13 protein-coding genes are annotated in these 16,912 nt (G+C 61.0%); 7 read left to right on the top strand and 6 right to left on the bottom strand.

The window, feature by feature from the left end; all coding sequences use genetic code 11:
* Positions 1 to 21 precede the first annotated feature (21 nt).
* The 3 genes from holA to leuS form a co-directional block, all read right to left on the bottom strand.
* Entirely contained in the window at positions 22 to 1,041 is a 1,020-nt protein-coding gene (holA, locus tag MJ639_RS04585; protein ID WP_243369047.1) for a DNA polymerase III subunit delta, read from the bottom strand.
* Between the two features lie 95 nt (positions 1,042 to 1,136).
* Positions 1,137 to 1,667 carry an LPS assembly lipoprotein LptE gene (gene lptE / locus MJ639_RS04580; protein WP_243369046.1) on the bottom strand — a complete coding sequence of 177 codons (531 nt, stop codon included), beginning with the start codon at positions 1,665 to 1,667 and terminating at the stop codon, positions 1,137 to 1,139.
* Entirely contained in the window at positions 1,654 to 4,275 is a 2,622-nt protein-coding gene (gene leuS / locus MJ639_RS04575; RefSeq protein ID WP_243369045.1) for a leucine--tRNA ligase, read from the bottom strand. Before leuS ends, lptE begins: the two co-directional genes overlap by 14 nt.
* 125 nt (positions 4,276 to 4,400) lie before the next feature.
* Between leuS and MJ639_RS04570 the strand changes: the two genes are divergently transcribed.
* The 3 genes from MJ639_RS04570 (at position 4,401) to MJ639_RS04560 (ending at position 8,304) form a co-directional block, all read left to right on the top strand.
* Positions 4,401 to 5,084: a YggS family pyridoxal phosphate-dependent enzyme gene (locus MJ639_RS04570; protein ID WP_243369044.1), complete on the top strand. Its 684-nt coding sequence runs from the start codon at positions 4,401 to 4,403 to the stop codon at positions 5,082 to 5,084.
* Between the two features lie 432 nt (positions 5,085 to 5,516).
* Positions 5,517 to 6,458 carry a DNA-methyltransferase gene (locus tag MJ639_RS04565; protein WP_243369043.1) on the top strand — a complete coding sequence of 314 codons (942 nt, stop codon included), beginning with the start codon at positions 5,517 to 5,519 and terminating at the stop codon, positions 6,456 to 6,458.
* Positions 6,459 to 6,789: 331 nt separating this feature from the next.
* Entirely contained in the window at positions 6,790 to 8,304 is a 1,515-nt protein-coding gene (locus tag MJ639_RS04560; protein ID WP_243369042.1) for an ABC-F family ATP-binding cassette domain-containing protein, read from the top strand.
* A 39-nt stretch (positions 8,305 to 8,343) separates the two neighbouring features.
* Here the strand turns inward: MJ639_RS04560 and MJ639_RS04555 are convergent, their stop codons facing one another.
* Together MJ639_RS04555 and MJ639_RS04550 are read right to left on the bottom strand one after the other, a co-directional pair.
* Positions 8,344 to 9,192 (bottom strand): ATP-grasp domain-containing protein, encoded by an 849-nt coding sequence (locus MJ639_RS04555; RefSeq protein ID WP_243369041.1) that lies wholly within the window; start codon positions 9,190 to 9,192, stop codon positions 8,344 to 8,346.
* 3 nt (positions 9,193 to 9,195) lie between these two features.
* The gene (locus MJ639_RS04550; protein WP_243369040.1) at positions 9,196 to 9,729 is read right to left on the bottom strand and encodes a L,D-transpeptidase family protein; all 534 of its coding nucleotides are present in this window, start codon (positions 9,727 to 9,729) and stop codon (positions 9,196 to 9,198) included.
* Positions 9,730 to 9,936: 207 nt separating this feature from the next.
* On the opposite strand from MJ639_RS04550, the gene MJ639_RS04545 reads away from it, so the two are divergent.
* The 3 genes from MJ639_RS04545 (at position 9,937) to MJ639_RS04535 (ending at position 12,926) form a co-directional block, all read left to right on the top strand.
* Positions 9,937 to 10,623, top strand: a complete 687-nt coding sequence (locus tag MJ639_RS04545) for a response regulator transcription factor (RefSeq protein WP_243369039.1) — start codon at positions 9,937 to 9,939, stop codon at positions 10,621 to 10,623.
* A 4-nt stretch (positions 10,624 to 10,627) separates the two neighbouring features.
* Positions 10,628 to 11,122, top strand: coding sequence for a cyclic nucleotide-binding domain-containing protein (locus tag MJ639_RS04540; RefSeq protein ID WP_243369038.1), 495 nt, complete (start codon positions 10,628 to 10,630; stop codon positions 11,120 to 11,122).
* Positions 11,123 to 11,231: 109 nt separating this feature from the next.
* Positions 11,232 to 12,926, top strand: a complete 1,695-nt coding sequence (locus MJ639_RS04535; RefSeq protein ID WP_243369037.1) for a calcium-binding protein — start codon at positions 11,232 to 11,234, stop codon at positions 12,924 to 12,926.
* Positions 12,927 to 12,989: 63 nt separating this feature from the next.
* Here the strand turns inward: MJ639_RS04535 and MJ639_RS04530 are convergent, their stop codons facing one another.
* Positions 12,990 to 15,059, bottom strand: a complete 2,070-nt coding sequence (locus tag MJ639_RS04530; RefSeq protein WP_243369036.1) for a methyl-accepting chemotaxis protein — start codon at positions 15,057 to 15,059, stop codon at positions 12,990 to 12,992.
* A 256-nt stretch (positions 15,060 to 15,315) separates the two neighbouring features.
* Between MJ639_RS04530 and MJ639_RS04525 the strand changes: the two genes are divergently transcribed.
* On the top strand, positions 15,316 to 16,912 hold a 1,597-nt coding region (locus tag MJ639_RS04525; protein WP_243369035.1), incomplete at its 3' end, for a hypothetical protein.

Below are 16,912 nucleotides of genomic sequence, written 5' to 3'. Positions count from 1 at the left end.
TAAGTATCTAAAAATTAAGGATCACCGCCGCGCCATGCGCGCAAGGTCGAGCAGCGTTTTTGCAGCAATCGTGTCGTCGAGATTGGCCATGCGACGCGTTTCGAGAAGGCTCGCCTGGATCAGTGCGATAGCCTGCTTCAAGGTCTCGCTCGTCCAGCGCTGAAGATGGCGCTCGACCAGCGGCTTGCGCCGGAAATGCAGGCTGCGCATGGTTTCCATCACCGTCGGAATGGGGCGTCCTTCTTCCACGGTGAGGCGAGCGCTGAGCAGCATGAGGGCATGACGGAGTGCGGCGCCCAACAGCACGGAGGCGTGCACGCCTTCCGCCGCCAGACGTCGTGAACCGATTTCGAGATTCGTGCCTTCTCCGCCGAAAGCGGCATCGACCACCGCGTCCATCGCAAGGCTCGACACGTCGCTCATGATCGCATCGACATCTTCGAGAGTGATTTCACGCTGCCCGTGCGCGTAGAGCATGAGCTTCGACAATTCGCCCCGGGTCGCGAGCCTATCGCCGCCGAGGCTGGCGATCAGCGCGGTGCGTGCATCGCGGGTAATCGAGAAGCCATTGGCCTTCAGGGTTTCGTCCACCACCGTGCCGAGGTCGCGGCCCGTATCCGCATAGCAGGGCAGGGCGAGAGCATTCTGCGACCGCTCGCAAAGAGTACGCAGGGGCGAAGATTTCTGGAGATCGCCGCCTTCGATGACGATCACAGTGTCCGTCAGCTTGCTTTTCAGCACCGCATCGACGGCGGGTGCGATGTTGCGCGAGGTGGATTTTACCCAGATCGCACGCTTGCCCCCGAACAGGCCCATGGTGCCTGCCTCGTCCGCAAGGCGCGCGGGATCGGAAGCGATGTCGTCGCCATCGATGCGGATGAGTTGGAAAGGATCCGATGGATCATCCACCGAGCGCTCCGCGACAACGCGGGCGCGCTCGTTGATGAGGCCCATGTCGGGGCCATAGAAAAGAAACACGCCGATCTGCGGATTGGGGCGCCTGAGCACCCCATCCACGTCACCGGCTTTGACGGCGACCATCTCAGAACATCCCCCGGTAAGTAGGGAGATGTTCTAACTTCTTGAAAAGACGCATTTTCTTTCGCAAAACCGGATCCACTTTTGCGGAAAATGCTTTAGGAGCCGGCGGAGAGTGTCGCCGCCAGTCGCGTTTTCACCTGTTCCGCCAAGACCTTGGCGAGCCTGATTTCGGCATCGCGGCCGGCGCGCAGGGTGGCGAAGCGCTGGCTGTTGCGGTCATAGCTCGTCGAGGAGGTGGCCGTTCCCTGCGTCACGATCTTGGTCCCGTCGAGACTCGTCAGCGTATAGCTGAGCGTGCCGCCAACGATGGCGGAGCTCGCACGCCCGCTCTGGCTGTCGACAACCGGCGTGGTGCGCGACGTCACCAGCGACACGTTCAGCAAGTAGCGCTTCGGCGTGTCGGAGCCCGAGCCGTTCAGGGCATAGATCAGCTCGCTGCGCAGATGATGGCCGATCACTGCCCGGTTATCCGGCCAATCGATTTCGGGAACATCGATGGAAGCCAGAACCGTCTGGAGCGATTCGCCCGAGGCCGTAGGGCCATAGAGCGGCTTGAAGCAGGCGGTCAGGCTTAAGGAAAGGCCGACAATCAGGGCAAAGCGGGCCAGGAATTTAGACGACGACATTCACGATCCTCTGGGGAACGACGATGATCTTACGGGCAGGCTTTCCTTCCATAGCCTTTTGCACGCCATCAAGCGAGAGCACGGCGGCCTCAATCGTGGCCTGATCCGCATCGCGGGCCACGGTGACGTCGGCGCGTTTCTTGCCGTTGACCTGCACGGGCATGGTGACCGTGTCCTCGACCAGCAGCGAGCGGTCGAGCACGGGCCAAGCCGTATCGGTCACGAGGCCGTCCTGGCCAAGCGCCTCCCAACATTCCTCCGCCAGATGCGGCATCATGGGAGCGAGCAGCTGAACGAAGATGCGGCCTGCTTCCTTGAATGCGGAAGAGAGGCCGGGCTCGTCGGAGGCCTTGGCCTGGTTCGCCAGATCCTGCAGGGAGTTGGCGAATTCGTAGAGATGCGCCACGCAACGGTTGAAACGCAGGCGCTCCACGTCGTCTTCCACGGCGGCGAGCGCCTTGTGAGCGGCCTTGCGCACGGCAAGCCCGATCGGACCTTCGGCGGCAGCGCCGTTGCCACCGTTCAGGCGGTCCGCGATCTCGCCGATGAGACGCCACACGCGCTGCACGAAGCGGCCCGCGCCCTGCACGCCTTCCTCGGTCCAGATCACGTCGCGCTCAGGTGGCGAGTCGGAGAGCATGAACCAGCGGGCCGTGTCGGCGCCGTAGGATGCGATGATCTCGTCCGGATCGACCGTGTTCTTCTTCGACTTCGACATCTTCTCGATGGAGCCGATCTCGATGGGCGCACCGGTCTCCACATGGAAGGCCTTGTGGGTTGCGCCCTGCACCTCGAAGCGCACGTCGGAGGGCAGCACCCAGGCGCCATTGGCGTCCTTGTAGGTTTCGTGCACCACCATGCCCTGCGTGAACAGGCCGGCGAAGGGCTCGTCCAAACCGGCATGTCCCGTCTTCTTCATCGCGCGGGTGAAGAAGCGCGAATAGAGCAGGTGCAGGATCGCGTGCTCGATGCCGCCGATATACTGATCGACCGGCAGCCAGGAATCGACCGTGGCGCGATCCGTCGGCTTGTCGGTGAGGGTCGGGTCGGTGAAGCGGGCGAAGTACCAGGACGAATCCACGAAGGTGTCCATGGTGTCCGTCTCGCGACGAGCCGCCTTGCCGCAATGTGGGCAGTTCACGTGCCGCCAGGTGGGGTGACGGTCGAGCGGATTGCCCGGCACGTCGAAGGATACGTCCTCCGGCAGCACCACGGGCAGCTGATCCTTCGGCACGCCCACCACGCCGCAATCGTCGCAATGGATGATCGGGATCGGGCAGCCCCAATAGCGCTGGCGCGAGATGCCCCAGTCGCGCAGGCGGAAATTCACCTTGCGCTCAGCCACCGGACGGTTGTTGCGCGTCTCGGTTTCGAGGCGCTTTGCTACTTCTTCCTTGGCTTCCGCGATGGTCTTTCCATCGAGGAAGCGCGAATTGATCATCCGGCCTTCGCCATCATAGGCGACATCGGTGATCACGAAGGACGAGGCGTCCTGATCCGGCGGGCATACGACGGGCGTGTTGCCGAGGCCGTATTTGTTCACGAAATCCAGGTCGCGCTGGTCATGCGCCGGGCAGCCGAAGATGGCGCCGGTGCCGTATTCCATCAGAATGAAGTTCGCGACGTAAACCGGCAGCGTCCAGTTCGGGTCGAACGGATGCACGGCGCGCACGCCCGTATCGAAGCCGAGCTTCTCCGCCTTGTCGATGGCCTCCTGCGCCGTGCCGACGCGCTTGGCTTCCTCGATGAAAGCGGCGAGTTCCGGATTCTTCGCGGCAGCGGCCTTCGCCAGCGGATGATCCGGGGCGACAGCCATGAACTTCGCGCCAAACAGCGTGTCGGGGCGCGTCGTGTAGATCTCGAGTTCGGTCTCGCCGTTGGGAGCGGTATCCGGCTTCAGGGCGAAGCGCACCAGCAGACCTTCCGAGCGGCCGATCCAGTTGCGCTGCATCAGGCGCACCTTCTCCGGCCAGCGGTCGAGGGTGTCGAGCTTGTCGTCGAGGTCCTGAGCGTAATCGGTGATCTTGAGGAACCACTGGGTCAGCTCACGCTGCTCCACCAGAGCTCCCGAGCGCCAGCCGCGCCCGTCGATCACCTGCTCGTTGGCAAGCACGGTGTGATCCACCGGGTCCCAGTTCACCTTGGCGGTCTTGCGGTCCACCAGGCCCTTCTCGAGGAAATCGAGGAACATGCGCTGCTGGTGCTTGTAATAACTCGGATCGCAGGTTGCGATCTCGCGGCTCCAATCGATGGACAGGCCCATCGATTGCAGCTGGGCGCGCATGGTCGCGATATTGGCATAGGTCCATTCCTTCGGGTGGACCTTGTTCTGCATCGCGGCGTTCTCCGCCGGCATGCCGAAGGCGTCCCAGCCCATCGGATGGAGCACGTTGAAGCCCCGGGCCCGCTTGTAGCGCGCCACCACGTCGCCCATGGTGTAGTTACGCACGTGGCCCATATGGATGCGTCCTGACGGATAGGGGAACATCTCGAGCACGTAGTATTTCGGACGCGGGTCGTCGTTGTTGGTCTTGAACAGGTTGCGGTCGTTCCAGACCTTCCGCCATTTCAGCTCGGCTTCCTTGGCGTTGTAGCGCTCAGGCCTCATTTTCTTCAGCACATCCGTCGTTGATAAGCGAAGCAGCTTGCGCTGCCGGGTTGCGGCGGACTAGGACACAGCTCTCCCGCGCGGTCAACGGTTTCGCGTAGCGGAGACGGCTTTGAGAGGGTGCCATGAGAGAGAACAACCCCGTCGAGGGTCTGCAGGAGGTGCGGGAGGCGATCGGCCGCGCCGCGTCCGATTACGAGCGCGATCCTTCCGGCATCACCCTGGTAGCCGTCTCGAAAACATTCCCAACCGAGGCCATCGAGCCGGTCCTGGCCGCAGGCCAGCGGGTATTCGGCGAGAATTACGTGCAGGAGGCCAAGGCCAAATGGCCGGATCTGCGCCAGCGCTATCCGGATGTGGAATTGCACATGATCGGGCCGCTCCAGTCCAACAAGGCCAAGGAAGCGGTTGAGCTTTTCGATGCGATCCACACCCTCGACCGGCCGTCGCTGGCCGAAGCCCTCGCCAAGGAGATCGCCAAGCAGGGCAGGGCACCGCGCCTGCTGGTTCAGGTGAACACGGGCGAGGAGCCGCAGAAGGGCGGCGTCGCACCGGGCGAAGTCGATGCCTTTCTGGAGGCCTGCCGCACGAAATACGGCCTCACGATCGAGGGCCTCATGTGCATTCCCCCGGCAGAGGACCCGCCGTCGCCCCATTTCGCGCTCCTCAACACCATCGCGAAGAAGCACGGACTAAAAGTGCTCTCCATGGGCATGAGCGCCGATTTCGACGAGGCGATCCAGCTCGGCGCCACCCACGTGCGGGTGGGCAGCGCGATTTTCGGGGCGCGGTCGAAATCTGCCCAATGAAGCTCAATGATAATTCATTCCGCGCTTAATTGAGGTGCGGAACTAACATGACCCATATGGAGCTAATAGTCTCTCTCACTGAGCCCATATCAGGGAGCCGTAAGAGAAGCACAAGAGCGATCAATCCTCCATAGCCATCGCCTTTGAGGCGAACGAATGGAGATAACTGAAAGTCAAAGCCGCTGTTCTTCATAAGACATCTTCCTAGAATGAAGTTCGTCCAAGCCTGTTTGGGTCAGATATCATCTCCGACTTGGAGACAGGTTTCAGGGTGACCGGGTCATCCTCTGGATTGAGAATCTCATGCCTGGAGTGCCGTTAAGCGCGGCGGGTTTGAAAAAGATGGGTTGCTCGAAGATTGACGCGAAGATGCTTCATCGGCACTGGAATAGGATCGTTTCCCAAGATCCTTCCAACCTGGCTCGATTTTCAGTGGCGCATGCACCAGCTCATCTTCGTCATATCGCCTCCGCTAATGAGCGGCTGCTGACGCTCAACGATGTGCTGGCCGGCAACTCCATCGACCTCATCAAGACGTTGCCCGATGAGAGCGTGCACTTGATCCTGAGCGACATTCCCTACGGCATCGGCGCCGAGGATTGGGATGTGCTGCACACCAACACCAATTCCGCCTACCTCGGCGCGAGCCCGGCTCAGGCTAAGGCGGGTGCCGTGTTCAAGAAGCGCGGCAAGCCCATCAACGGCTGGTCGGAGGCCGACCGCGCCATCCCGCGGGAATACTATGAGTGGTGCCTCACCTGGGCGCCCGAATGGCTGCGCGTGCTGAAGCCAGGCGGCTCGGCGCTCGTCTTTGCGGGCCGCCGTCTTGCCCATCGCTGTATCGCGGCGATGGAGGATTCAGGCTTTTCCTACAAGGACATGCTCGCCTGGATGCGCGAGCGCGCGCCGCATCGCGCGCAGCGTCTGAGCGCCGTTTATGAGCGGCGCGGCGATGAAGAAGCTGCAAGAGAATGGGACGGCTGGCGCGTCGGCAACTTGCGCCCCACCTTCGAGCCGGTTCTGTGGCTCACCAAACCCTACAAGATCGGCGCGACACTCGCGGATAATGCGCTCATTCACGGTGTCGGAGCCTATAATCAGGATGCACTGCTCAAATACGTGTCGGATCCCGACAACGTGCTTGATATCGGCTTCATGCCGAGAGAGGGCGGTTTGCATCCAACCCAAAAGCCCGTTCGCCTGATGCAGGCTCTCATCGAGCTCACCACGCAGGAGGGCCAGATCGTACTCGATCCCTTCTGCGGCAGCGGCACGACTCTCGTCGCCGCGAAGCAGCTGAGCCGCCGCTTCATCGGCTTCGAGGCGGATGCGGGTTATGTCGAGATTGCGCGAAAGCGACTGTACGAGGTTTGAACCTCGGAAGCCTCAGTGCGTGAGGTCCTAGGGATTGCATCCCATCCGCTTTGCCGTTAAATTTCAGACCATCGCTCAACGTTCGAACCAAGGGAGGGCTGCATGTGTGAGCAATACCAGCATCGCATGTTCGGCCCCTGGCATGCCCTGCAGCAGCTTGTTGCAGGGCCGACCATCGAACGGATCTAGGCGCTTCTCGTCTTCATCTCTCAAAGGTCAGCTCTGAACGGCTTTTCGCGCCATGAGTCTCGCGGGCTCAAGGCGTGCCCGACACGTTCAAGATTTTGCGCCTCCCGTCTCATGACGATGCGCCTGACTTTAAGAGATCCCCATGGCTTCGTTGAGCCTTCGCAATGTCACCGTCATTGCCCATGAACCCCTGTTCCAGAACCTGAACCTCGTCATCGGCGAAGGAGACCGCATCGGTCTCGTGGCCGGAAACGGCGCTGGAAAATCGACCCTTCTCAAATGCCTCGCAGGGCTTGCCGAACCCACTCACGGCGAGATCGTCCGCTCGCGCGGATTACGCCTCGCCTTCGTGGAGCAGGACGTGCCTGAGCGCCTGCTCGACCTGACGTTCCACGAAGCGCTTCTTCAGGCTCTTTCGCCAGAAGAGCGGGAAGGCCAGGACTGGCGCGCCGACATGGTACTCGACGGGTTCGAGACCCCTGAAAACCTCCGGCATCTGCCGGTGCGTTCGCTCAGCGGCGGCTGGCAGCGCCTTGCGCTGATCGCGCGGGCCTGGATCACCGAGCCCGACATGCTGCTCCTCGACGAGCCGACGAACCATCTCGATCTCGACAAGCTGTTCCAGCTCGAGGAATGGATCGCCAATGCGGCTTATGCCACGCCTATCGTGATCGCGAGCCACGACCGCGATTTTCTCGATGCCTGCACCACGAAAACACTCTTCTTGCGGCGAGACGAATCCATCTCCTTCGCGCATCCCTACAGGCGCGCCCGCGTGCTGCTGGACGAGCATGACGCGGCAGCCCAGGCGCAGCGGGACAAGACCCTGCGCGAGGTGAAGCGCCTGCGCCAGAGCGCGCAGGAATTGCGCAATGTGGGCATCAACAGTGGCAGTGACGCGGCGCAGATCAAATCGGCGCAGATCAAGCGCCGCGCGGATGCGCTGGAGCAGACGGCGCGCGCCACGCACAAGGAACGCTCCGGTGAGATCAGGCTCGCCAATCGCGGCACCCATGCGCGCGTGCTTTTGGCGCTGGAGAACGTTGTAGTGCAGGCGCCGGACGGGCGACATCTTTTCGCGGTTCAAAAACTCGAAATCGCGCAACGCGACCGCATCGTGCTGCTGGGGCCCAACGGTGCAGGCAAATCGCAGCTGATCCGCCTGCTGCATCGTGCCCTGTCGCAGGAGGAGGAAATGCCCGGCATCCGGTTCAGCCCGAGCCTTGCGCTGGGCTATGTGGATCAGGACATGTCGCAATTGCCGCAAAAGGCGAGCGCGCATGATTTCATCCTGTCCCGGTTCAGGCTCGGCGATCAGAGAAGCCGCGCGGTTCTGGCGGAGGCGGGCTTTTCCATCGAGCGTCAGGGCCTTCCCATCGAGCGGTTGTCGCCGGGACAGAAGTCGCGGCTGGGGCTTTTGGCGCTGCGGCTGTCCGATCCGAATTTCTATCTCATGGACGAGCCCACCAACCACGTGGACATACCGGGCCGCGAACAGCTCGAGGACGAGATCCTGGATTCGGACGCCACCTGCATCGTGGTGTCCCACGACCGAAGCTTCGTCAAAACCATCGGCACGCGTTTTCTCGTCATCGAGAAAGGCAGGCTGAAGGAAGTCGACACGCCGGAGGTATTTTACGAGGCCGTGAAACGCTGATGGAAAAAGAGGAGGGCGCGGAAACGGCTCCGCGTCCTCTCATCCGAGCCTTTGAAGTATGGCGCGCGCCAAGCGCTCGGCGCTGCCGGGGGCGAATTCGCAGTAGAGATAGGGGTCGATCAGCTCCAGCTCGGTCAGCATGAAGCCGCTGTCGCGGGCGATGCCGTCGACACGGGCATAAAGCGGCTTTTGCGGCAGATGTGCGAGATACGATGTGCCCGCGTCGATCATGTCCGAGGTTGCCGTAACGGGCTCATAGGTGATCCCGAACTGAGGGTTGGCTCTCCATTCGCCGTGCTTCAGAACGCGCCGGACTGCGTGAGAGAACACGCCGTCGATAAAGGTCATCGTCGTCTCGCCGAGAGAGGCGATATCTGCTTGAAATTCCTGCAGCAGCATGTCGGTGGTGCGATCATCGATAGACCAACGATCACGCTCCGCCCAGACGAGCTTCTGCACACCGTGGCCGCTCTGGCTGGAAACGGGTTTCAGCACGGCGGTCTGCCAGCCCTGCGCTTCCATGATCTTCACAATGACGACGTGGTTTGCATAAGGCAGATGAAATGTTTTCGGAACGGGAAGTCCCGCTTTCGCGAGTTCCAGAAGATACGTCTTGCGGAAATTCCAGCGCAGCAGGGACGGCTCGTTGAGCAGTCGCGCGCCACGTGTCTCAAGAGCGTCGATCCAATCCATGAAGGCAGCCGGGTCATCGTAATAATCCCAGCAGCACAGGGGCAGCACGGCGCTGGCTTCGGCGAAGACCGAAATCGGCGTGCTTTTCCACGGGACGAAATCCGCCTCCACACCCAGCGCGCGGAGCGCATCCAGTACCGCTTCGAGGTTAGGCGTGGGGTGAGGGTATTCGGAGCAGATGGCGACCAGGATCATGGCTTAAGCGATGATCTCGATCCGCGTCTGCGGCCCGATCAGCTCCATGAGGCGGCGGATCATGCGGGGCTCCACCGCCACGCAACCTTCCGTCGGCAGGAAGCCGGGGCGGGCAAGATGCAGGAAGATGGCGCTGCCGCGTCCGCGCCGGATCGGCCCCCGGTTCCAGGCGATATCGATCACCACGTCGTAAAGGCCGTCATCCCGCCACATCTTCTCATGGCTCGTCGGGCAGGGGAGCGGAACGAGGTTGTTGTAGCGCCGGTCGCGGATATCGTCCGACCAGCCGTCCGAGGGGCGGATCGTCTTCAGCCTTAGACCCGTGCGGGGGCGGGGGCCATGGTCGGCCCGGTAGAAGGCCTGCAGCAGGCGGAAGCGTCCGACCGGCGAGGCGCCATCGCCTTCGCGCTTGGAATGGCTCGTGCCGGAGCGTCCGATGGCGCAGGGGAGGGTGAGATTGCCGGCCTTGAGCACTCCGCGTCGGTGGTCGAGCGGGGAGCGGTGGACGCGGATGACATTGACGCGAGTGCGCTTCATAGCCGTGGAAGGGCAGGCTCTGCCCCTTGTTGTCAAGCTGGGAATGACTACTCTAATGCAACGAGCGTGATCGGAAAGCGTGAAGCTTGACCTCGGCAGGGTTTTGAGAAGCCTTGACAATCATGCCTGAAAACAGGGAACGGATCCCGGTTCCGTCCCCGTCAATTGCCCAGCTTCTTGCTGTCCACCGTTGTTAAAGGGTTTGAGATGTCGAATGCCAGCCGCCTCCTCGTCGTGGACGACGATCAGGACCTGCGCGACACCCTGGCCGAACAGTTGGGGCTCCAGGGCGAATTCCAGGTCACCGTCGCCGAGACGGCCGGCTCCGCGATCGAGGCGGTAAAGGGCGACCGGATCGATCTCGCCATCATGGATGTGGGTCTGCCCGACATGGATGGCCGCGAGGCTGTGAAGGTCATGCGCCAGAACGGTTTCCGCAGCCCCATCATCATGCTCACCGGCCAGGGCTCGGACACCGACACTGTCATGGGCCTTGAGGCCGGCGCCAACGATTACGTGGTGAAGCCCTTCAAGTTCGCCGTGCTGCTGGCCCGCATCCGTGCGCAGCTGCGCCAGTACGAGGCGAGCGAGGATGCGGTGTTCCAGATCGGCCCCTACACCTTCCGCCCGGGCTCCAAGCTCCTGACCAACGAGAAGGGCTCGAAGCTCAAGCTCACGGAAAAGGAAACGGCGATCCTGCGCTATCTCTACCGCGCCGGTCAGGCGGTGGTGGGGCGCGACACGCTGCTCACCGAGGTCTGGGGCTACAATTCCAACGTCACCACCCATACGCTGGAAACGCATATTTATCGTTTGCGCCAGAAGATCGAGGCCGATCCCTCCAACGCCCGCATCCTGGTGACCGAGCCGGGCGGCTACAAGCTGATCCCGTAAGACCATGGCCCTCGACGACGATATCGCGATCCTCTCGCAAGCGCCCCTGTTCAACCTTTTGGAGCGGGACGCCCTGCGCCTCGTGGCCTTCGCCTCGGAAGGCCGGTCTCTTCGTGCGGGCGATGTGCTGTTCCGCAAGGGCGACCGGTCGGATGGCGGCTATGTGGTGAGCCGGGGCGCGATTGCGCTCGATGCCAATGAGGACGGCTCCCCTGCGGCCTTCGTGGCAGGTCCCGGCTCGCTGATCGGACAATCGGCTCTTTTCACCCGCATCGCCCGTCCCGCCACGGCCACGGCGAGCGAAGCCTCCACGGTGATCCGCGTGACGCCCAGCCTCATGCGCCGCGTGCTGGAGGAGTTCCCGGATGCCGCCGCCGCCATGCAGGACGCCATGGCCGAGGAACTCACCCGTCTTACGCAAGGGCTGGAGCGGGTGCGCCAGAAACTCATCGCCATCGACGGTGAGGAAATCCCGGCGAAGGCGCCGGACGACGAGTAATAGGTCTTCTGGTCACCTCCCAGTCATAAGATCGGATCAGGGGTACAGAATCCCTTGATTTATCTCCTGGAATGTATGTTATTGCGTAACATTAAATTCAGGAGCCCCTATGCCGGTCTTTGATCCCGCCAGGAATGCCTATGTCTTCGAAGACGGTGAAACAGCGCCCTTCACTCTGCCAGAGGCTGACGGATGGGTCGGCGTCATTGGAAATGACCTCAACAATCTCATCACGGGTAATTCGGCGCTAAACATCTTGGACGGTGGCCTTGGCGCCGACACGCTCATCGGCGGGGCAGGGACCGATATTTACTACGTCGATAACGAGGGCGATGAGGTTCGCGAACTCCCCGGAGGCGGTATTACCGATCTCGTGCGGGCATCGATCAGCTATACGTTGAGCGCCAATGTTGAGAATCTGGAGCTTCTTGCCGGAGCTGGGAACATCAACGGGACCGGCAACAATCTCAACAACATGATCGACGACAATGACGGGGACAATATCCTCGACGGAGCGGGCGGAGACGATCTTCTCAGGGCTATGAATGGCGGCAAGGACACCCTCAAGGGTGGCGCCGGCGACGATACTTACATCATCAATTCAGGAGATGTAACGCTTGTCGAAGCAGAAAACGACGGCCAGGACAGTGTCTTTTCCTTTGTCGATTTCAACTTGAAAACCAGTGGCGCCAACATCGAGAACCTGTATCTCGGTGGCAGCGCAACCATTGGAATCGGAAACGGGCTCGACAATGTCATCAGTGGCAACCTCGAGGCCAATACCCTTGTCGGGAATGAAGGCAACGACATTCTGGATAGCGGAAGCGCTGCTCGCGGTGGAGACGGTCTGGACCGTCTCTCGGGCGGTGTCGGAGACGATTTCTACGTTATTCAGCACAATAAAGTTGTCATCACGGAGAACGATGGGGAAGGTGACGACACAGTCGAATCCTGGGTGGATTTCAGCCTTGAGGTGCTGCCCTTCGTCGAGAATCTCATTCTGAGCTTTAACGGAAATGCCGTTAACGGCATTGGCAACGATCTCTCCAACTATCTCAGAGGAAATGCCAATTCCAATATGCTGTTCGGCGGGAAAGGTGACGATTACCTGGATGGAAACGCGGCCGCGGATTCCATGTGGGGCGGCATCGGCGACGATACTTACGCTGTCGATCAGAGCTCCGACGTCATCTTCGAGAACGCCGGCGAAGGAACCGATACGGTTCTGACAACCGCCAGCTATACCCTGACCGCCAATATTGAAGACCTGATCGCGTCGAGCGCCTCGTGGTTAGGCGCCTTGAGACTGACCGGCAATGCGCTGAGCAACGTTATCAGTGGCGGCATAGCAGGCGATATCGTCAGCGGCGATGCCGGTAATGACAAGGTGGACGGCAAGGCAGGCAACGACAAGCTCTATGGCGGAAGCGGAAACGACACGCTCTATGGCGGTCTCGGCAACGATTATCTGACCGGCGGAACGGGGCGTGACTTCTTCGTGTTCAATACCAAGCTGAGTGCCAAGTCGAACTTCGATCGGATTACCGACTTCAGCTATCGGGACGATACGATCTATCTGGAGAATGCAGTGTTCAAGAAGCTCACCAAGACAGGCACCTTGAACAAGAACTTCTTCAAGAGCGGCATCGGCGTAAAGGCGCGCGATGCCAACGATTTCATTCTCTATGATACCAAGACCGGCAATCTATCTTATGATGCGGATGGCAGTGGCCGCGGCTCGGCAGTCGTTTTCGCCAACCTTGCCAAGAAGCCTGCCTCGGCAGCGGACTTCGTCGTCATCTGACGAATAAGGGCGATTGCCTTGGCGGCAATCGCCCTCCCAATCTTATCCGAAACGTTTAAAGCCTCACGCCGCCTTCACGCCCGATAGGAACGAGCTAACCTCGTGGCTGAGCGTCTCCGAGTGGCGGGCCAGCTCCTGCGCGGAGGTGAGCACCTGCGCAGCCGCCTGACCGGTTTCGCCCGCGCCCTGACGCATCTCGTGAACATTGCCGGTCACCGCTTCGGTGCCGCGGGCGGCTTCCTGCACGTTGCGGGAGATTTCCGCGGTCGCCGCACCCTGCTCCTCCATTGCTGCTGCAATCGAGGTCGAGATCTGGCTCATCTCGCCGATCGTGCGGGCGATGGCCTGGATCGCCTGCACGGCTTCGTTCGTCGCCTGCTGCACAGAGCCGATCTGGGCGGAGATTTCCTCCGTCGCCTTCGAGGTCTGTGTGGCGAGATGCTTCACCTCGCTTGCCACGACCGCAAAGCCCTTGCCGGCTTCGCCCGCGCGAGCCGCCTCGATGGTGGCGTTGAGCGCGAGCAGATTGGTCTGCGACGCGATGTTGTTGATGAGCTGCACCACGTCACCGATGCGCTCGGCGGTGCTCGCCAGCGTCTGGACAGTCTCGTTGGTGCGTCGTGCATCCAGAACCGCCTGTTCGGCGATGCGAGAGGACTGGCCGACCTGAGACGCGATCTCGCGGATCGAGATCGACAGCTCTTCCGTGGCGGCGGCGACCGTTTGCACGTTGGCAGAAGTCTGCTCGGCGGCAGAGGCTACCGTCACCGACTGGCTCGTGGTCTGATCGGCCACCGAGGTCATGGACTGGGCGGTCGATTCCATCTGCGTGGCGGCAGAGGCGAGACCGGTCGTGAGCACGGAGACATTCGCCTCGAACTGCCGGGTCAGCTGATCGAGCACCTGCGCGCGGCGCATCTTCGCCTCCGCCTCGATGGCTGCCGCTTCATCGGCTTCCCGTTTGGCGATCAGCGCATCCTTGAACACCTGCACCGCACCGGCCATGGCGCCGATTTCGTCGACGCGCTTGAGATCGGTGACCGTCACGGTGGTGTCTCCCTGGGCGAGGGTCTTCATGGTTTCCGTCATGCGGATGATCGGATTGGCGAGGGAGCGGGCCGCGAACCAAGCGCCCAAGAGGGCCAGCACGAGCAGGCCGCCGGCGGTCAGCAGCATCAGGTTGCGCGCGTCGATGGCGCCATCGACCATGGCATCGGAAGGCACGGCGATGGAGAGAAGCCAGGGCTCCTCGATTCCGGGAAAGCTCACCGGGACCACGGCGCGGTAGATCTCATTGCCCGAGGCATCCGTGATCGTGGCATCCGCATAGCCGGTCGGCGAGGCCTTGGCCTTCTCGCTCAGTTCGGCGATGACCTTGTCTTCGGATGGTTTTCCAAGAAGCCCTGCATCCTTGTTGGCAACCCACAAGCCGCCCGAGCCGACAAGGCTCACGGAGCCTTCGTCGAAAGGCTTCAAACCGCCGATCTCCTCCGAGATCTTCTTCAGACCGATATCGGCCGTGATGATGCCGATCGGCGTCTTGTCGCGGCGGATGACGACGCTGACGGTCGACATCAGCACTTCCTCACCATTGACCGGATAGAGATAGGCCGGCGTGATCTGGTTGCGGTTCTCGCGCAGGGGCTTGTCGTACCAGCTCTCGGCGCCCTTCATGTTGAGAGGCTCGACGGAAACCTTTCTCTCCTTCGTCCAGAAGAAATACGGCGCGAAGCGGCCTGTCGGGTCCGAATAGGTATCGGCCAGGAATTCCTTGTCTTTCCTGTCCAGGGCATCCGGCTCGAAGGCAAGCGCCATGCCGATCAGATCGGGCTGGCTCTCGACGGTGAGCGCGAGAATCTCGGCAAGCTCTCCGCGCTCCACCTTGTAGTCGTAGGCGATGGCTTCGGCGGTCGATTTCGTGACCACTGCAGCGGCCACGGCCCTGTCGATCTCGCCTTGTACGTAATCCTTGTACTGATTGAGCATTGTGTTCGCCGTCACGATCGCCTCGCTCCGGCCCTTGCTCATCATGATCTGCGAACCAGCAAAGGTCAGAACCGTGCAGGCCGTGACGAAGCCCGCTCCCGCCAGCAGCAGAACACGAGTCTTGATCGAACGTAGTTTGAGAACCATCCGCTTGCCCCCGAGACATGGCTTTTGAATTTATTCGCTTTCTACAGGGCCTAGCTTGCGTCGGGCTTGTGGTACGTATCTTTGTAGCGAGTTGTGTGAGCTTCGCGGAATACATCCCATGATTGAGAGATAATAAGAAACAAAGCTCTCGGTGTGTGCAAAATCGCAAGGTGGTTTCAAAGCAAGGCGGAATTTAATTGCGCCGCAATAATAACGTTATAAAGTTTAAAAACACGAATTGATTTAAGGACCAAGGATGTCTGAGGCAGCATTATCAGGCCTCCCAAAGCTGATCGACGATAGCACCGAAGGCTTGACGCAAAACCTGACCGCAGGTGTCGACAACCTCAGCGGGACGGAAGCCGCCGATACCTTCGTCACGCAGCGCACCGATCTCAATACAGGCGACGAGATCAGAGGCGGGGGCGGCACCGACACGCTCCAGCTGAACGGTGTTGGAGACTTCGATCTGCACCGGATCAGCATGGACAGCATCGAAGTCATCCGAGGGTCAGATGCTTGGGATACGATCAAGCTGAACGGCTCCCAGCTTGCCGGGATCATGACGATCGATGGCGGGGGAGGGGGCTACAATACCCTGACCCTGCACGGAGACGAGTGCGATCTGACCGGCAAGGTTATTGAAGGCTTTGATATTTTCTTTGGAAGCGAGAACCAGACGATTAAAGTCGACAATCTCGCAACCGCAAGCCTCATAGTCGGTAGCGAGCATCTCACCGATCATCTGTTCGTCGAAGGGATCGTGCTGTCCGAGGCTCAGCTCCAGACGTTGTTCGATCAGGGGATCGACCGGATCACCGACGCCAGCGGAGAGATGTATGAGAATACAGCTCCGACCCTCGCCAATCTGGACGGTGATCACGTCACCCTGTCTCCCAGCGGCAAGAGCCGTATCGACGTGGGAATGAACAGCCTGCTCACCGATGACGACGGCCTCGAGATCCTGATCGTCGAACTCACCGCAGGCGATCTGACCCATGTGCTCGGCATCGATGTCGCCGGCACAAGAGTGACCTTCCCGGAAGGGATTGGCGGCGGCAAGCCGGTTCATGTCGACGGCACGAGGATCGGCGAGCTGGCTTGGCTGAGCGGGGCCGATATGGGCTTCGCCTTCGAACCGGCGGCGGAGCCGGAATTCGTTTCACAAATCATCCGTGCCATCACGCTGACGAGCACGGCCACAGACGAAAATCATACTTCATCAGGGGCTATTAAAGTGACCACACATGATACCGGGCATCGGTTTGCCACAGCGACCGTCACCTTCGACGTCGGCCCAGAAACTACCAACTCAGCACCCGACGTATCTGTCGAGCCTGGCCGGGAGAGCACGGATGCCGTTGATAATGGCCCCCTGAAAAACCCCTTCGGCGGCCTTGTCTTCGCCGATGACGAGAAGGACGTGCTCACTGTCACGATTTCGTTCGACGCCAGCCATGGCGATCTCGTCATTCCTCTGGGGCTCGCCACGCCGGGCTTCGAGGAAAAGGACGGCAAGAAGATCTACACCTTCACCGGCCGTCCCGATTCTCTTGCCATCATCATGGACGTGCTGCAATTCGATGCGGCGGAGCGGCCTCTCGCGGAAGCGGGCAGCCATCATGTGACCGAGTTCACGATTGGCGTGACTGACGAAGACCATGCCACGCCCGACACGGTCGTGGTCCGGGTTGATACCGTGGTAGCGAACCGCGCGCCGAGCAACATTACGCTCAGCAAGGATACGGTCTCGGAGATCGTCGGCGGTGAGGTGGGCATCCTGTCGGCCACCGACCAGGACAATGCCACCTTCTCCTACGAGCTCATCAATTCCGCCGGCGGGCGCTTCGCGC

It is taken from the genome of Microvirga solisilvae (assembly GCF_022808595.1).
GTDB lineage: Bacteria > Pseudomonadota > Alphaproteobacteria > Rhizobiales > Beijerinckiaceae > Microvirga > Microvirga solisilvae.
The sequence above is the reverse complement of the archived record's forward strand: the minus strand, read 5'-3'. Positions and strand labels throughout refer to the sequence as shown.